The sequence below is a fragment of the Arthrobacter sp. ISL-48 genome (assembly GCF_018613805.1).
In the GTDB taxonomy this organism is placed as follows: Bacteria; Actinomycetota; Actinomycetes; order Actinomycetales; family Micrococcaceae; genus Arthrobacter.
In genome coordinates this window covers 1-16,046 of record NZ_JAGGPL010000010.1, presented here as the reverse complement: position 1 = coordinate 16,046, position 16,046 = coordinate 1, and the positions used below count along the sequence as shown (strand labels likewise).

General features: G+C 58.6%; 11 protein-coding genes and 2 pseudogenes. 12 read left to right on the top strand and 1 reads right to left on the bottom strand.

The annotated features are described in order from the left end of the window. Positions 1–242 precede the first annotated feature (242 nt). From J7E83_RS11860 to J7E83_RS11820, 9 genes and pseudogenes are all read left to right on the top strand, one after another. Positions 243–506: a helix-turn-helix domain-containing protein gene (locus J7E83_RS11860; RefSeq protein WP_214962301.1), complete on the top strand. Its 264-nt coding sequence runs from the start codon at positions 243–245 to the stop codon at positions 504–506. A 789-nt stretch (positions 507–1,295) separates the two neighbouring features. Beyond that, the gene (locus tag J7E83_RS11855; RefSeq protein WP_214962299.1) at positions 1,296–1,784 is read left to right on the top strand and encodes a DUF4365 domain-containing protein; all 489 of its coding nucleotides are present in this window, start codon (positions 1,296–1,298) and stop codon (positions 1,782–1,784) included. A 29-nt stretch (positions 1,785–1,813) separates the two neighbouring features. Further along, positions 1,814–2,965 (top strand): hypothetical protein, encoded by a 1,152-nt coding sequence (locus tag J7E83_RS11850; RefSeq protein ID WP_214962297.1) that lies wholly within the window; start codon positions 1,814–1,816, stop codon positions 2,963–2,965. A 431-nt stretch (positions 2,966–3,396) separates the two neighbouring features. Further along, a complete protein-coding gene (locus J7E83_RS11845) occupies positions 3,397–4,803 on the top strand; it encodes a PIN domain-containing protein (protein WP_311379652.1) in 1,407 nt (468 codons plus the stop codon). Positions 4,804–4,911: 108 nt separating this feature from the next. Further along, positions 4,912–6,420 (top strand): annotated as a pseudogene (locus tag J7E83_RS11840) (flavin-containing monooxygenase); the annotation flags it as partial. A gap of 301 nt (positions 6,421–6,721) precedes the next feature. Further along, the gene (locus J7E83_RS11835; RefSeq protein WP_214962292.1) at positions 6,722–8,875 is read left to right on the top strand and encodes an AAA family ATPase; all 2,154 of its coding nucleotides are present in this window, start codon (positions 6,722–6,724) and stop codon (positions 8,873–8,875) included. Positions 8,876–8,879: 4 nt separating this feature from the next. Continuing rightward, complete coding sequence (locus J7E83_RS11830) at positions 8,880–10,106, top strand: McrC family protein (protein WP_214962290.1); 1,227 nt, start codon at positions 8,880–8,882, stop codon at positions 10,104–10,106. Between the two features lie 87 nt (positions 10,107–10,193). After that, positions 10,194–10,340, top strand: coding sequence for a hypothetical protein (locus J7E83_RS11825; RefSeq protein ID WP_214962288.1), 147 nt, complete (start codon positions 10,194–10,196; stop codon positions 10,338–10,340). A gap of 197 nt (positions 10,341–10,537) precedes the next feature. Beyond that, positions 10,538–10,738, top strand: a complete 201-nt coding sequence (locus J7E83_RS11820; RefSeq protein WP_214962286.1) for a hypothetical protein — start codon at positions 10,538–10,540, stop codon at positions 10,736–10,738. A gap of 9 nt (positions 10,739–10,747) precedes the next feature. On the opposite strand, the pseudogene J7E83_RS11815 reads toward J7E83_RS11820, so the two are convergent. Further along, positions 10,748–11,620 (bottom strand): annotated as a pseudogene (locus J7E83_RS11815) (IS3 family transposase); the annotation flags it as partial. A 252-nt stretch (positions 11,621–11,872) separates the two neighbouring features. On the opposite strand from J7E83_RS11815, the gene J7E83_RS11810 reads away from it, so the two are divergent. From J7E83_RS11810 to J7E83_RS11800, 3 genes are all read left to right on the top strand, one after another. Beyond that, the gene (locus J7E83_RS11810) at positions 11,873–12,271 is read left to right on the top strand and encodes a transposase (protein WP_214962284.1); all 399 of its coding nucleotides are present in this window, start codon (positions 11,873–11,875) and stop codon (positions 12,269–12,271) included. 657 nt (positions 12,272–12,928) lie between these two features. Next, on the top strand, positions 12,929–14,929 hold the full coding sequence (locus J7E83_RS11805) for an ATP-binding protein (protein ID WP_214962281.1): 2,001 nt from the start codon (positions 12,929–12,931) through the stop codon (positions 14,927–14,929). A gap of 210 nt (positions 14,930–15,139) precedes the next feature. Then, positions 15,140–15,997: an FRG domain-containing protein gene (locus J7E83_RS11800; RefSeq protein WP_214962279.1), complete on the top strand. Its 858-nt coding sequence runs from the start codon at positions 15,140–15,142 to the stop codon at positions 15,995–15,997. Positions 15,998–16,046: the final 49 nt, after the last annotated feature.

The following is a 16,046-nucleotide window of genomic DNA, read 5'->3' as shown; positions in this document are numbered from 1 at the left end:
CTACTTGGAGGTCCACCAATAATCGCCTGTTTTAAGGAGCTGAGCGGGCGTGCTTTGCGCATTTTGGACGGCCTTGCGCTGTGCGGGGGACTCATCTGGCGCCAGTGTGGTCGACCCGCCGGGCAGCGTCTTCAAGGCGCGTTGTCGGGGGAACCGGTCTTCGGGGGGCAGCTGTGGTATGGAATGAATTTTGCTGTCAGTACCCTTCAGTAACTAAGCGATTGCCCGCCTACGATAGGGCAATGCCCGCAACAAACAAACCCGCAGCGCGCTTCATGACCATCGAGCAGGTTGCCGAAGCGCTAAGTGTCGGCATTCCTCAAGTCCGTTCATTGCTTAAGAGCGGGGAGCTGCGTGGGCTGCAGATAGGTGCCCGGGGACTGTGGAGAATAGGCGTGCAGGACTTTGAGGACTACATAGCCGAGGCATATCGTCAGACTGCGGACTCCATTGCCTCCGGCGCTAGTGAGCTGTCAGTCGCGGACGCCGCCGCAGCCGGGCGCTGACGAGGAACCAGATACCCTGCACAGGTAGTTAGATCTCTCAACCGAGGCGTCTTAAGCTCATACGTTTTCGAGACACATGGGCCATGAAGCACTGGCAGTGAATAGTGCACGGCCAGCGCCTTTCGCCGACAGCTCTAGGAATACGTGAACTACGCCCGCCATGAAGCGCGCGAGGAAGGGCTAGTTGCCCGAATGTCTGGGCACAAGCTCCGTGTAGCGAGATAAACCCATAATTCTTTGCGCCGGAGCAGACCGGCTAATTTTTGCGATATGACCCTTCTTACAGCTGAAACTGCAGTTTTTGTGGCGCTCAAATTCGTTCCAGAGGGCTCGAACATGACCGTCTAAACAAAAGATCAGGGCCGTGCACGAACGAGGATTGTGGTAAGGCTTCGGAAAGAGCCAGGAGGAGGCTGGAACGACTGGCAGACTATTAGCCGACCTGCCACTTCCGACGACTCTCTACTGCCTGCGGATTGGCCGCACGAGGACCCGGCCATTGTCTCGTCGCGGACCCTAGCCGACACACTCGACGAGAATTCAGCTCTATGGGCGGAAATCGACGATTAGCGGCACACAGTTAGGGCCTCCAGGTTTGCGGTGCGAATCACTCGGCGCACTTCAGATGGGCGACGGCCTGAACTGTCGTCGTTCCGTGACAACCGCTGCTCCACCCAGTGGGCAGGGTTCGAAACGTTGGTATGCTCCTGTGACTAACGAATTACCAATGGGGGAGCGATGGCTGGAGTGGCCCAGATGTTACGGGGTGGCTTGCCGCAGACGTCGGCCATGGAGCTGCTTCAGATCGGGTATTTGCACAGTGTCGTTGCCGCTGCCGGATGCACTTTGGGCGCGCCCTTCCCGGACCGAGGGATAGATTGGACCGTTAACCACGAGTCGCAACAGCATGTGATGGACCCCGAAGCCAGCATTAAGATCTCACTGAAAAGCACGGCAACGATCGCCCCTAACCCGTCCGGCGACTACTTTTCGTTCCGACTGGAGAACGATCACCTGTTGAAGCTGGAAGCTTTCCCGGTTCTCATACCGCGAATTCTTGTTGTCATGTTGGTGCCCACTTCCTGGGACAACTGGATTGATGTGGGGAGGGACTGTCTGACGATCAATCACTGTTCCTACTGGGTAAATCTCGGTGGAGAGCAGCACAACTTGGCCGCGGGCGGGAAAACCACTGTCCGAATACCCACGGCAAACGTGTTCGATGAAAAGGCGCTGTGCGCAATTATGCAGCGAGTCGGCTCGGGAGCGAGGGCTTGATGGGATACAAGCGACCTCGACTGGAGGACTTGAAAGGTGAGGACCCCCGGAATATAGCGGCATTCCTGATGCGTCACGGCTGGGAGCGCACTGGCGGTCGCGATGGCTACGACCGCTATCGATTCAAGGATGGCCGGTCCAACACCGAGCAGCAAAGTGTCATTGTGCCGTTGGATCAGTCCTGGGCTGACTATGACGAACTCCTGGGTGAATTGTTGCTCCGTATTGAAGCAACCAGCCCCGAAGTCGGCCCTTTGATGGTGAAGGAACTGTTGGAGCGGTCTCTGGGGGACGAGTTGAAGTTCCGGAAAGACGTTTCGACCATTGGTGGCGCCGTCGCTTGGTCTGCGGGCAGAGATCTTATCTGGGCAGCGGAGAACATTCTGCTGGCTGGAGCTAAGACGCGTCTTTCTCGGCGCGCCTACTATGGCCAGGCCAACGGCAGATTCGCTCACAGATTCTTGGACTCGGTTCTGATGGGACAAACCGAAATCGGCAGTTACGTTGTGACCGCGTTTGCGCCACCGCACGAGGCGTTCCCCGACAGGGCTCCAAAAGTAGACGCGCCGTCGATTGCTGGTTTAGGAACGTATACCGGCAGGGAAATCGTTGAAAGCGTTGTCGGTGGGCTTGAATCAACGGTTGAGGCATTGGAGCACTATAAAACTACGAACTCCATGAGCGGGTTTGAACGGGGCGTCAGTTCCGGAGTCTCACGAGAGATGGTTGAGGCCGTCCGCCGGATGGTTGTCGATTCGGACGGTGCTGACGTAACGGTGGAATGGAGTGGGGAAGTCGTGGCGAGTCAGCCGCTTCAAGCCAAAACTCATCTGGCGTTCGAAGGCTCGGCTGCTCCCGTGCTGGAACGTGCTGGTCACACCCTTGCGAGCCTCCAGCCGGCTGAGCATGTCACCGCAGTGGGACGACTGTCCTTGGTATCGCGTCCGAAGCGAGGCGAGATGGGTGTCGTGCGCTTGAAGGTGTCGGCGGGCAGCGAAGCTTCCACTCTTCAAATCCGACTGAGTGAAGAGTCATTTGAAGTAGCGGCGGCGGCGATAGCCCACGAGGAAGAAGTGCAGGTCACCGGCAGACAGGAGCGTGACGGCAACCGCTACTGGCTTTATGATGCCGACCTCGACGTGGTTCCTGCCGCGCTCAACGATGTTGGTCAGTTGTTCTAACTTAGTTCTCTGACTGGAGCTAGGGATTGGGGTAACGTCAGAATGCGTGCTTAGTTGCCCGGTAGTGGTTAGCAGATCCGCACCGATCTTCATGCCCGCCGCGATGCGTTCCCAACAATCTTTAGGTCTGCCTGCCGGTAGGAGTACCGACCGGGCACGGAGCTACTACCGGTGATGAAGTGAGCGGACCCGATTGGGACAAGTAGAGTGTCTGGATTTGGCCTCCCATCTGCACCAAATTGGGAAAGAGTGCGGGCCGTTGAACGACGGAAGAGTCAAAGCCAATGTTAGAGACAGCAAGCACGACGGGGGCCAAAGACGAGTCCTCTTTCGAAGAGGGGAACCGGCACATGACCATTTGGACTGGATTCGAGGGCTATTAGGATCCAACAGAGGACGAAGCGACGACCCTGCTACGTGAGTCGTTCGTCGTGCTGGACACAAACGTCTTGCTTGACCTCTACTCAATTCCTGAGTCTGCTCGGAACCTGGCTCTCGACGCGCTCGAATTCTTGCAGGATCGTCTCTTCGTCCCCCATCAGGTCCTCCGTGAGTTCTGGCGCAATCGTCAGTCCGCGATCGCGGAAGCGCCAGTTCAGACTCAACCGCTCGACGGTGTCCGCGAGGAGCTGCTTGCGGTCGTTAACTCGTTGCGACCGGACCGTGAACGTACAGAGGAACTTGATGAAATCCGCAGCCAGATCGATAAGACTCTGGCTGATTTGAAAGCCCAGATCGACGTCGCTCGAGGCACGCCCCTTGATGTGAAACGAATCCTCGGGGATAACAGCTTGGATCCTGTTCTGAAGCGGCTGGAGTCGATTCTCGAAGGGCGAATCGGCGCCAGCTTTGGCTCTGATGAAGAGACCATGGTCCAAAAGGGTCTGAAGCGCTTCGAGACAAAAGTCCCGCCCGGCTACATGGACGGGAAGGACAAGAAGGACCAGATCCCCGAACACGGTACAGGCGACTATCTCCTCTGGGAGCAGGCTCTCCGCTTCGTCGAGGGGCAACCGGAACCTCGCAACTTCGTTCTCGTTACGAACGATAACAAGGAGGACTGGCGCAGCGTCGTCACACAACCGAAGAAGCAGGTCCTGGGTGTCCGGCCTGAACTAGTCTCCGAGGCTCTGGAACGAACCGGGGCGCAGTTCATGCTGCTGGATCCGCGAGACTTCTACCGTCTCATGAACGGAATCCGGTCAGTCGACGCGGACTCGTCTCGCTCCCTGTCGTCTGCGCTGGAGACGGTCTCAGAGAACAGAACCCGTGATGCTGGGGAGTGGACCTCAGCCGCTTATCATCAGCTCCTTGCCGATCTCCGTCGCGATGGGTATGCAACCCAGGCCGATGTGATAGCCCTCGCAGCCGCGACAGGAGGGCTGGCTCGTAGAGCGGAAATATACGAAATTGCCGGATACGCCGATGACAGGTCCCTTCGACGTTTCTCTATGCCTGCCCAGCGCGCAACGATAGCCCTCATTGATTCCGGTGCGCTGCAGGGCGAAGTCCCTTTCCCCCTAGAAGCCGTGTACGAAGGACCGGGGAAGACCGTCGGCTACGAAGTGCCAGATGAGTTCGTTCGATTCGCGGCGGCTGACCAGGCCTCCGAGACTACGCAGCACACGTGGATCGAGGCTGCCAGGCAGGTCGCTGGGGACGAGCCTGAACGTGTGTGGACCGTAGATGAGCTGGTTGCGAGTATCGCCGCGACTGAGCTACGAGATATCTCCTCCGCACAGACTCCCGAGGCCACTCTTCGTAGGGACCTTCGCCTCCGAGGCGGGGAACTCTTCGAGCAGATCGGATCCGGTTTCCGTATCCGCATGCTTTCCTGAACCTGTCGGACTGCCCTTTCGTGCAGCGCGGTCGTGGGCCCTGCATACTCCTTACGCCCTCCAGCGGGGTGCGTGAGTCCTAGCGTTGGTCAAGAGAACGCACGTAAGCAGTGCTCCGCCGCCCGCGGCTACGGCCACCTCCGGCTGCGGAACGGCAAATGCTGGACGCTGCCCACCACCATGCAGGAGCTGAAAGGCTTCGAGGAGAAGAACGGGACCCGCCGCGAGAAGAGCGTGGCGCACGAAATCATCAAGGGCCGGCGCTCCTGGCTGGAACAGAAGGAGGAGCGAGGCGCGGCTCGGCTACGAGGAGCAGCCCTACACCTTCATCATCGGCGGCGGGCAGGCGGCATCGGCCTCGCGGCCCGGCTGCGGCGCCTGGGCGTCCCCACCCTCGTCATCGAGAAGAACCAGAAGCCGGGCGACTCTGGCGGAACCGCTATAAGTCCCTGCACCTGCACGACCCCGTCTGGTACGACCATATGTCCTACCTGAAGTGCCCCGACGACTGGCCCGGCTTCGCTGCCAGGACAAGATCGGCGACTGGCTGGAGCACTACACCCGGATCATGGAGCTGAACTACTGGGGCGGCACCGAGTGCGTCGGTGCCGAGTACGACGACGGCGCCCAGGACTGGGTGGTCAACGTAGTTCGTGACGGGGAATCGGTGACGCTGCGGCCCAAGCAGCTGGTGTTCGCCCTGGGCGTCTCGGGCTACCCGAACATTCCATCGTTCGACGGCGCGGGCTCCTTCCTGGGGGAGCAGCGCCATTCGTCGCAGCACCGGGGCGGCGGGGACTGGGCCGGGAAGAAGGCGGTGGTGGTCGGCTCCAACAACTCCGTGCACGATATCTGCGCGGACCTGTGGGAGCACGGCGCCGACGTCACCATGGTGCAGCGGTCCTCCACCCACATCGCCCGGAGCGAGTCGCTGATGGACCTGGCCCTGGGGGACCTGTACTCGGAGAAGGCTTTGGCGAACGGCGTCACCACCAAGAAGGCGGACCTGCTGTTCGCGTCGCTGCCGCTGCGGATACTGCCTGAGGCGCAGGTGCCTAAGTACCAGGAGATGGCTGCCCGGGACGCGGAGTTCTACTCCCAGCTGGAGGCTGTCGGATTCGACCTGGACTTCGGCGTGGACGGGTCCGGGCTGTTCGTGAAGTACCTGCGGCGCGGCTCCGGCTACTACATCGACGTTGGCGCCTCCCAGCTGATCATCGACGGCCGGGTGCAGCTTCGCTCGGGGGAGGTTTCCAGGTCACCGGTAACGCCGTGGTCCTGAACGACGGCACCGAGCTGGAGGCAGACCTGATTGTGTATGCCACCGGCTACGGCTCCATGAACGGCTGGCTGGCGGACCTGGTCTCTCCAGAAATCGCGGACAAAGTAGGAAAATGTTGGGGGTACGGCTCGGACACCCCGAAGGACCCGGGCCCCTGGGGAGGTGAGCTGCGCAACATGTGGAAGCCCACCAACGTGCCCAACCTCTGGATCCACGGCGGCAACCTGCACCAGAGCCGGCACTATTCCTCGTACCCGGCACTGCAGCTCAAAGCCCGGATGGAAGGGCTGGAAACGCCGGTGTACGAACTGCAGCCGACGCATCACACCCGCTGAACCGTATTGCCGGTGGTTGAGCCCCTCGAAACCCGGTGGTCGGTGGTCGAGCCTGTCGAAACCATCGAAACCCAAGTTCCGACAGGCTCAACCCCGGCAGGCCGCCGTCGACCCCTCCAGCGCTCTATCACTTAATGCACGTTTTCTTCGAACGCTCTCGCACTTTTCCCGAATGCTCTATCACTTTGGGACCGCAATATGGCTAACATCCGGCGAGCCAATTCAGATCGTTGGAAGGCCGCAGGCCATGATTGTCAGCAGGGCGGGTTAGCCTGCTGGTAGATCAGTCAAAGGAGATCCAATGTCAGCAGCAGAAAACAATGCCCGCCGGGTGAGGCTCGTTCTCGAACTGCTTGCGGATCGTTCTGACGGCCTGCCGAAGACAACCGGTCCTGAAGCGGTCTTTCCACAGGTATTTTCCCGGATCCCACAGGAGGAATCTGAGGCCGAACCACTCCAGAGCGGCCTTACACGTGCTGAGGCTTACCTCACGTGGACGACCGTGGACCTGGTCAAGGCGGGTTGGCTCGAAAAGAGCGGCACGGGCCAATGGAAGATTACGCCTGAGGGCCGGCAGGCGCTCGAGGACTACCCCGATGCGACCGCTTTGACGGCGGAGGCTCGAAACCGATACAACGCCTGGAGCGCCCTGAGCAGCGAACAAAAACAGGAGCAGCTCAGCACGACGATCATCGCCGTGGACAAGGACGAGGAAGCGATCCGTCTGGCCGCCCTGCCTTTCGTTGAACGCGGGCTGCAGGAGGGTGGTTCTGTGTTTGCTCCCGGCCGGGCAGTCTGGGCACAGGGCCCGGTAGATGAGCTTCGCTCGGTTTTCGTTGAGGCTCCCGACCCGGAGACGGGGAACTTTGTGGACAAACTTAAAATCCAAATGGCCGGCGTCTCCGACGACGCCCGCCTGCTGATGGCAGAGCTGGTGTGTTGGCAGCTACTTCCAATCAGCGCCGAAACGATCGGCGAACGTGCCAAGAAAGAGCGCATACAGACGCTCCTCAGTTATATGGACCATCCCGTCCAGATACCCGCGGAGGTGGCCAAAGCATTCAAGTCCGGCAGTTTCAATCCCGGCCTCGCCATGAACAACAACTTGTATCATGCGCTCGTGTTGATCATCCGACTGCTCGACGACTGGCTCAACAAAACCGAGACCGATAAGGAGTTGCTGTTGGGAGACGCGTGGGCCTGGCGAGACTTCGTGAACAGCCTGCCTGGCCATAGTTTCCCGACGCAAAGGAATTCACTGGCTTACATCGTCCACCCGCAGCTCATCACGTCGATTGTTTCGGAAAAGCACAAGCTCGCGATCCGAACGGCTTTTGTTGGTGAGATCGGTGAAAGCTCCTCGGACGTCGACCGAGACCTCCTGGCAATCATTCTGAAACTTCAGCAAAAGACCGGCGGATCCGTAAATTTCTACGAGGAACCGTTCGCCCATGAATGGAAGCAGCAGCCCATAGTTGCCGCGGATCTGGACCCCGAGCCGGATGTTGAGACCACGGATCCTGACCAGACAGGGTCCGGTCAACGACGCCGCTTTCGTCCGGCCGACGCGCAACTTGCTGACTCGCTGTTTTTCGATCAGGTCTGGCTGCAAAAGCAGCTAGATCTGCTTGAACGTCGTGGACAAATCATCCTCTATGGGCCTCCAGGGACCGGCAAGACATTTGTAGCGATGAAACTGGCCCAACACATCGCAGGCGATGACAACTACACGGAAATCGTCCAGTTTCATCCGAGCTACTCGTACGAGGACTTCTTTCAGGGGTACCGTCCAGTCACCTCGGTATCAGGGTCGCTTTCATACGAGCTCAAGGACGGACCGCTGCGCCGGATTGTTGACCAGGCGGTCAAAAATCCTGAGTTCAACTACGTCTTGGTCATCGACGAAATCAACAGGGGTAATCTGGCTAAGATCTTCGGCGAGTTGTACTTCCTTCTGGAATACCGGGACCAGCCCATCAAACTGCAGTACAGCAAGGACGACGAAGACTTCTTTGTTTTGCCGGCCAACCTCTTCCTCATCGGCACGATGAACACCAGCGACCGTTCAATTGCGTTGCTCGACACCGCCATGCGTCGGCGTTTTTCGTTCGTCGAACTGCACCCGGACAAACACCCCACTAAAACCGTGCTCACGCGGTGGCTGGAACGCCATGGGCTTGACAACGAGCCGGCCGCCCTCCTGGCAGCGGTCAACGACAAGATCAGTAACACGGACTTCAGGATCGGGCCAAGCTACCTGATGCCCAAAGATTGCCAATTCCATCCGGGCCAGCTGGAGGACATCTGGGAATACGACATCCTGCCCCTCCTCAGCGAGCATCACTACGGCGAACGCGTTGATATCGAAAAAATCTACGGTCTCCAGGCCCTCCGCAACCAACTGATGACCCCGCCGCCGGCACCCACAGACCCCGCCTATTCACCCCCTGGATAGCAAGATGAGATGGCTACAACTGCAGGAAAGCAGCACTCCCGAACGCCACAGTATTTCCGACGATGTCGCCACGGCCCTCAACCGGCTCGACATCGCAACCGTGACACCGGCTGGCGGCGGCCACTGGACGATAGCCAACGTCCGCAAAGTCGGAGTAATCCAGGTGGCTGACTTCCAAATCGTCATCCACCCCAAAGTGCCGGTCGCAAGGCTCTTTTTCATGATGGGCTACGCTCTGGACCGTGAATTCTGGCAGGACGAGGACATCACCATCAGCAGCGACACTGACAGCGATTTGGTGAGCACCATTGCTGCCACGTTCCTCCGACACGTCGCCAAGGCAACGAGGCAGGGACTCCTCCAAGGCTATGAATCCTACGAAGAATCCCTGCCCATCGTGCGTGGCCGCATCAACATCCCCGCCCAAATCGGCAGACGCGGGGGGCTGGCTTTCCCTGCGCAAGTGGTCTTCGACGAATACACCGTCGACGTAGCCGAAAACCGGCTCCTCCTGACGGCCGCCCGCCGCCTGCTGAACCTGACGACGCTGCCACATCAGATCAGGACTGACTTACGTAAAACGACGCAACTACTGGACGGGGCCACCACCCTGATCAGCGGTCACGGGCGGCCCCGCATCCAATTCACGAGACTCAACTCCAGATACAGGGCGGCACTCCTCCTTGCAGAGATCATCCTCGAAAACTCCTCTCTCGAACAAGACAGCGGAGAGATTACCGCCACCGCGTTCCTGTTTGACATGTGGAAAATTTTTGAAGACTTCGTCACCACCACGCTGGCCCAAGGTCTGGAGCGAAGCGGAGGGACAGCCACGTCCCAAGCAACCGGGACATATCTCGATGTTGGCTCAAAGGTGGCGCTGAGACCTGACCTGCTATGGCATGATGGCGATCGGCCGAGAGCGGTCATCGACGCCAAATACAAAGCCGCAAAATTCGCCAACTACCCCAATGCGGACGTTTACCAAATGCTGGCCTACTGTGTGCGCTTGGGCCTCGACACAGGCCACCTGGTCTATGCCGAGGGCGAGGAAGAACCCCGAATCCACGAGGTCTTAGGGCACAAGGTGTCTGTCCACTGCCATGCGATCGACCTCCACCAGGACCCAACCGCTCTCTTGGAACAGATGTCACGGTTAGCCGAAAAGATCGCGGAACGGGGCAACCCAACTCTGCTGACAAGTGCCGTAGCGCAGGCCTACCACCGATGACAACAACTAACTTTGCTGCGATGCCCATGGGCTGATGTCGATAAGGCAAGTCTCAGGGCCTGTTGTTGAGCCGCGTAGTCTTCAACCATGAAGGATGCCCCGGGAGAAGAGAAAGCCGCCGGACAGGAAAAAGCCAAATCTGACTGGAAGACTCCCGGCATTGCAGGAGTAAGCGCCGTGATTGCTGCAGCTCTAGTGGGTGTTCACCAGTTGCAGTGTCGCCAGTCAGATTGAAGCTGCCGAAGACAGCGCGGACACAGCTTACACGCGGGAAGTGGGCAAAGAAGCCGCCTCAAAATACTTAGGCATCCTTCCAGTGAGGCTTCGCCTCTGACCGCTGAGGCGGTGGTTGGCTGCCGCTGATGACACCCGGTCCGGTGCGGTGCATTCTGGTGCTATCGGAGGCTTTTTGAGGGGATGCAGTCATTGTGGTGCTTAATGTCACTGACGTCGTCGAAGGCCACGTCGCCCTGGATGTTCAGTGCCTGGACCGGATCTATCTCATCGGCTCCGTCCCGACACTGCAGGTCGGCGGCCAGGTCGTTTCGTTCATGACCAGGCATCTGGGCTATCGAATCCCTTCCCCCGCGATCCTGGAAAAGATCGGAAGGGACTGCCCCGGCTTTTGTTGACTCGGGGTTTTAGGCCGCTGTGAGCGCGGTCCGGTTGATTGTTTCATATTCGATGGGCGTGAGTTTTCCCAGTCGCCGTTGCCGTCGCCGGCGGTGGTAGGTCCGTTCGATCCAGGTCGTGATCGCGAGCCTGAGATCCTGGCGTGTGAGCCACCGCTGACGGTCCAGGACGTTCTTCTGCAGGAGCGAGAAGAACGATTCCATCGCGGCGTTGTCCGCGCACGCACCGACCCTGCCCATCGATCCGGTGAGCCCGTGGTGCCGCAGTGATTCGACGAAGCGACGGGACCGGAACTGGGAGCCGCGATCCGAGTGGACCACTGTTCCTGCCGGGCGGCGTGCCCGCACTGCGTTCTCCAGCGCTGCGACTGCCAGCGAGGACTTCATCCGCGCGTCCATCGAGTACCCGACGATCCTTCCGGAGTAGACGTCCTTCACCGCGCAGAGGTAGAGCTTGCCCTCGGCAGTGGGGTGCTCGGTGATGTCGGTCAGCCACAGCTCGTTCGGCGCCGCGGCGGTGAAGTCGCGCTCGACCAGGTCGTCGTGGACCGGCGGCCCGGGCTTGCGGTTTAGGCCCCGCTTCTTGGAGAACACCGACCAGATGCCGTGGTCCCTGCACAGACGCTGGACCCTGTTCTCGCCCGCCGTGATGCCCTTCCCGGGGAGTTCGTCGGCGATGAACCGGTATCCGAACGCCGGATCGTTGGCGTGGATGTCCAGAGCGGCGTTGACCAGGTGCGCGTCCAGCCAGTCCCTGTCTGTCACCGGGCTGGCCCTCCACCGGTAGTAGCCTTGCTTGCTAAATTCCAACACCCTACAGGTCACCGCCACGGGAACACCGTCGACGGCAAGATCCGTGACCAGCGAGTAGATCTGTAATGGTCAGCAGCCGGCCCGAGGCCGGCTGGCATGCTGGTCCCGTAAAGCGGGGCGTGACTCTTGTATATCCGACCCGCGTATGTGGTGTCTTGAAAATGACGTGTCCGTGCCGTTCCCCGGGCACCGGCCTGCCCGCCCCGGATGACCTGATCAGAAGACTGTCCGCCTCAGGTGTGACCCGTTACAGATGCGTCTCCGATGCGACCCCAGCAGGCCCCCTGCCACTTGTCCGGTTCAACAGAAGGAGAACACGTAATGGCAATCATCGCCCAGGAATTTGAGTTCGTTGTTGGAGTCGATACCCACGCCCGCACACACACTTTCACGGCCATCCACGCCTCCACAGGCGCAGTGGTCGATATCGCTGCCTTCCCCGCCACTTCATCGGGGATGGACCGCTCGATCTCCTGGATCCGACGACGCACCGGTGGGCAGAGGGTCTTCGCAGCCGTCGAGGGAACGTCCTCCTACGGAGCCCGGATCACCCAGGTCTTGCTTGCCGCAGGCATCGATGTCGGCGAGGTCAGGCCACCCACTCGCTCATCGCGGTCACTTACCGGAAAATCCGACCCCATTGATGCCGAAACCGCTGCCCGCTTCGTCCTCGGACGACCGCGCGATCAGGTGATGGAGCCACGGTGCCTCGGGAACTAGCGCTTCCGGCGGCTGCGCCCCATGGATCGGTGACGACGTCGGGGCAAGGACCTGCGGGTGCGTCGCGTAGTCGCCCAGGCCCTGTGGGGCGACGTACCGAAGAGAGACCGGCGGACTTGCGGCAACAAGCGCTGCTGCGCTCCTGTGCATTTGCTGGTGGAATCGTGACATGCCAGTTCCGCGGCCACCAACTGATCGGCGCACAGACCACCAAGACCTGCACGAAGCGTGTATGCCTTCTCGCCTCCAAACGGGCTAGAGCCCGGGCACGCCGGAAAGCGGACCCCGACAACCGGCCAATCCGTAAGAGTTATGGCAACGGACGGAGATAGGAATTCCCGCCCGAGCTTGAGTACCTTGACCAAGACCGAGTCATCACGCCAGAGCAAATGATGAAGGCCAGGACTGACCACACTCTCCGCCGCCTCATCCGTGCGAAACGTGAGGCTCGTCGTTCTAGGCTGGAGGCCCGGCTCCACAGTTTGTCGCTTCAGCACCCGCGGCAGACTACCCATAGCCCCAGCTTGGTGTCGCGTAGCGGCGCACTACACTCCCAGCGCTGATTTCGAGCGTACCTCCATCGCGACGGAAGCGAGGTCATGTCGCATACTCATGTGAGAATTACTCAAACAAGCAGAACTATCGTCGGGGGCACCAGTGAGCAAGCATATTATCCGCGTTGAGCGCGATCATCTTGATCGGCTAGTCAAGAAACCTCTCGGCGGGATAATCGAACTCATCTGGAACGCTATCGATGCCGATGCCAAGAACATCGAAGTGAAACTTATCCATAATTCAGCTGGCGGATTTGACGCCTTAGAGGTCATCGACGACGGAACTGGCATCACACCCGAACGAGCCGATCTCTCCTTCGGACGGCTGGGCGGCTCCTGGAAGTCCTCAGGCACAACCACCGAAGGCGGACGACCACTTCATGGCCGTGCCGGTCAGGGCCGGATAGGAGCGTTTGGACTTGGAGAGGTTCTGACTTGGACTTCCACAGCCGTTGGCATCCATGGGCAGCCCAGAAGTCTAAAAATTACGGGACGACGGTCAAGTCTCAACGAAGTTGATGTCACAGAACTAGATCGTACTCAGACCAAAACGGGAACTGTTGTACGGGTTGATGGCTTGAGTGAAGCAGCGCTTAAATGGCTCGACAGCCGATCCGCGCTCGAATCACTGACAGCGACTTTTGCCCTCGTAATTGAAATGCACGGACTCTCCCTCACATTCGGGGGCCAGCTCATCGACCCCGCAAGAATGCGGAAAGATAAGACCGAGTATGAGCTGAAGATCGAGGACCTAGCGACAGATCATCCGATGAAGCTCATCATCATCGAGTGGAAGCAGCCTCAAAAGAATCGCGCACTAATGTTGTGCGACGGTAAGGGTACTGCCCTGCATGAGACTAAGGCTGGTATACATGCCCCCGGTTTCCACTTCACGGCGTACTTGCACTGGGAAGGGTTCTCGACTCTGCGCGATATTCTCGCATTAGCCGACCTAGGAGCCGAACCGATTAGTACCGTACTGGAAGGTGCGAAAGAAAAACTTCGAGAACATTTCGACGACAGAAAAAAAGCCAAAGGCGCCGAATTAATGGCTGCTTGGAAGGCTGACAAGACATACCCGTACGATGCACCAGCTTCAAATCCGCTCGAAAAGTCCGAACGTGAGTTGTTTGAAATAGTCGCTGTAGCAGCCTCGCCCGTAATTGAATCTGCCGATGCCCCATCACGCAAGCTGTCCTTGCGTCTAATCAGGGAAGCACTCGAGAATAACCCTACCGGCCTCCAACAAGTACTTCGTGAAGTAATTGAGTTACCCGAAGAACAGATCGCAGAGCTTTCCCTCTTATTAAAGAAGACCTCGATCAGCTCAATGATTGAAGCAACACGGCAAGTCACTGACCGCCTTGATTTTCTCATCGCCCTTGAGCAGATGATTTTCGGAAAGGACCTTCGTAAGAAACTTCTAGAACGCAGCCAACTGCAAAAGATCCTCGAAGCTGAAACGTGGATATTCCGTGAGGAATATGCACTCACTGCTAATGATGTGACTCTTACGACAGCACTAAAAGAACACGCTGATCTATTGAGAGCTGACGATTCAGAGCCGCTCACGGGCACTGGTGAGGTACTCGACACGGAGGGACGACGTGTCGTCGTCGATATGATGCTCAGTCGCATCATAGAGACTTCTGAAAACAGGCGACACCACATCGTGATTGAGTTGAAGCGACCCACAGTTCATATCGGATTCAAAGAGATCGAACAGATCTCAAAGTATGCTCACGCAGTGGCCGGTGATTCTCGTTTTGCTATGACTGATTCAACTTGGGAGTTTTGGATCGTCGGAGACAAAGTTTCCGATAACACCAGGATGCTGACTCACCAAAAGGGGCGCGAGGTAGGGGTGGTGGCGGAGTCAAATGACTTCCCACTTACGATTCGTGCCATGAGTTGGGCTCAAGTGATCCAAAACGCGCGGTACCGCATGGCATTCATTAAGAAATCATTCGCCTATGCCGCGACGGACGAAAGCGCATCCCGATATCTTACTCAGACGTATAGTCACTACCTGCCGGGATCATTAATCGAAGTAACCGAAAGTTCGTCGTCAGAAGAAAATGATGAAGAAGGCAGTGCCGCTTAGCGGCTGGATGAATCGACCGCCCCTGTTTGCCCATTGACACCAGGCTTCATGTCTAACGATGAACTGAAGTAGAGAGGCGAAAAGTTGGAGAGAGCGGATATTCCTCCGCCCAGCCCGTGGACCGACAGCTGGGCCATCAGGCCCGAGTCGCTATCAGAACTCTGGCACATTATTGGGAGGGCCACTTTTGGTTTAGGGTCCGAGACTCGCGTGGTTTGGCGTGGACTTGGCGACCATGCATTTAAAGTCGAATCTACTCTGGTCCGGGCGCTCCGCAAGGAGGGAGTGGAAGTTACCGAAGCCAATCTGCGGCAACGTGAAGTAGAGATCCTTCGTGTGGCTCGTAACTGGGATATTGGCTTATCTGAGCATGGGAGCGTGACCGATATGCATTTGCTTGCCATGCTGCAACATCATGGGGCACCAACCCGGCTCATCGATGTCACCTTCAACCCTCTGACGGCGCTCTGGTTCGCCTGTTCGGATAGCAGCATGGCGAACCTGCCGGGAGTACTCGTGGTGATGACAGTCTCCGACGCCCCGTCTCGGGTCACATCGGACATCCCCACCTTGACATACGACACGGTCACTATGCCACGCGAAGCAACGGTCATTTCCGCGATGCGAAAGTCCCAGGCCATAGGCGGCCCGCTCCTTATCGAACCGCGCCCGAAGGATGAACGAATGAAGGCTCAGGAAGGCGCGTTTTTGGCAGGTGTCTTTCCCGATGTACCCCAGGACGGGCCGGTGGTCGGGTTTCAATGGAGTGGTTTTGCTCCCTTGCTGCCTTTCACCCTTCGGGCTTTAGAGTCTCCCGACGCCAATATAGGAGGCACCAACTGGCAAGGGTTCTCGTACGCAGGGATTGTCATCAGCCCCGAGATAAAGCGGCAGTTGCTGCCAGTACTAGATCGGACTTTTAACCGATCCCACCGCACCATGTACCCCGACATGCCCGGGTTCGTTGCCACACTCAAGCAAGGCCTCCTGCGCGATGAACTCGGTTCAGACGGCAACCGAGGCGGTGACCTGCCCGTTCCCATGCCTGAGTACTGGCAGAATGCATAACGATCCTGGGACTGACCGCCGCGACTGATGTCAATGGCCAGCTGTTTCT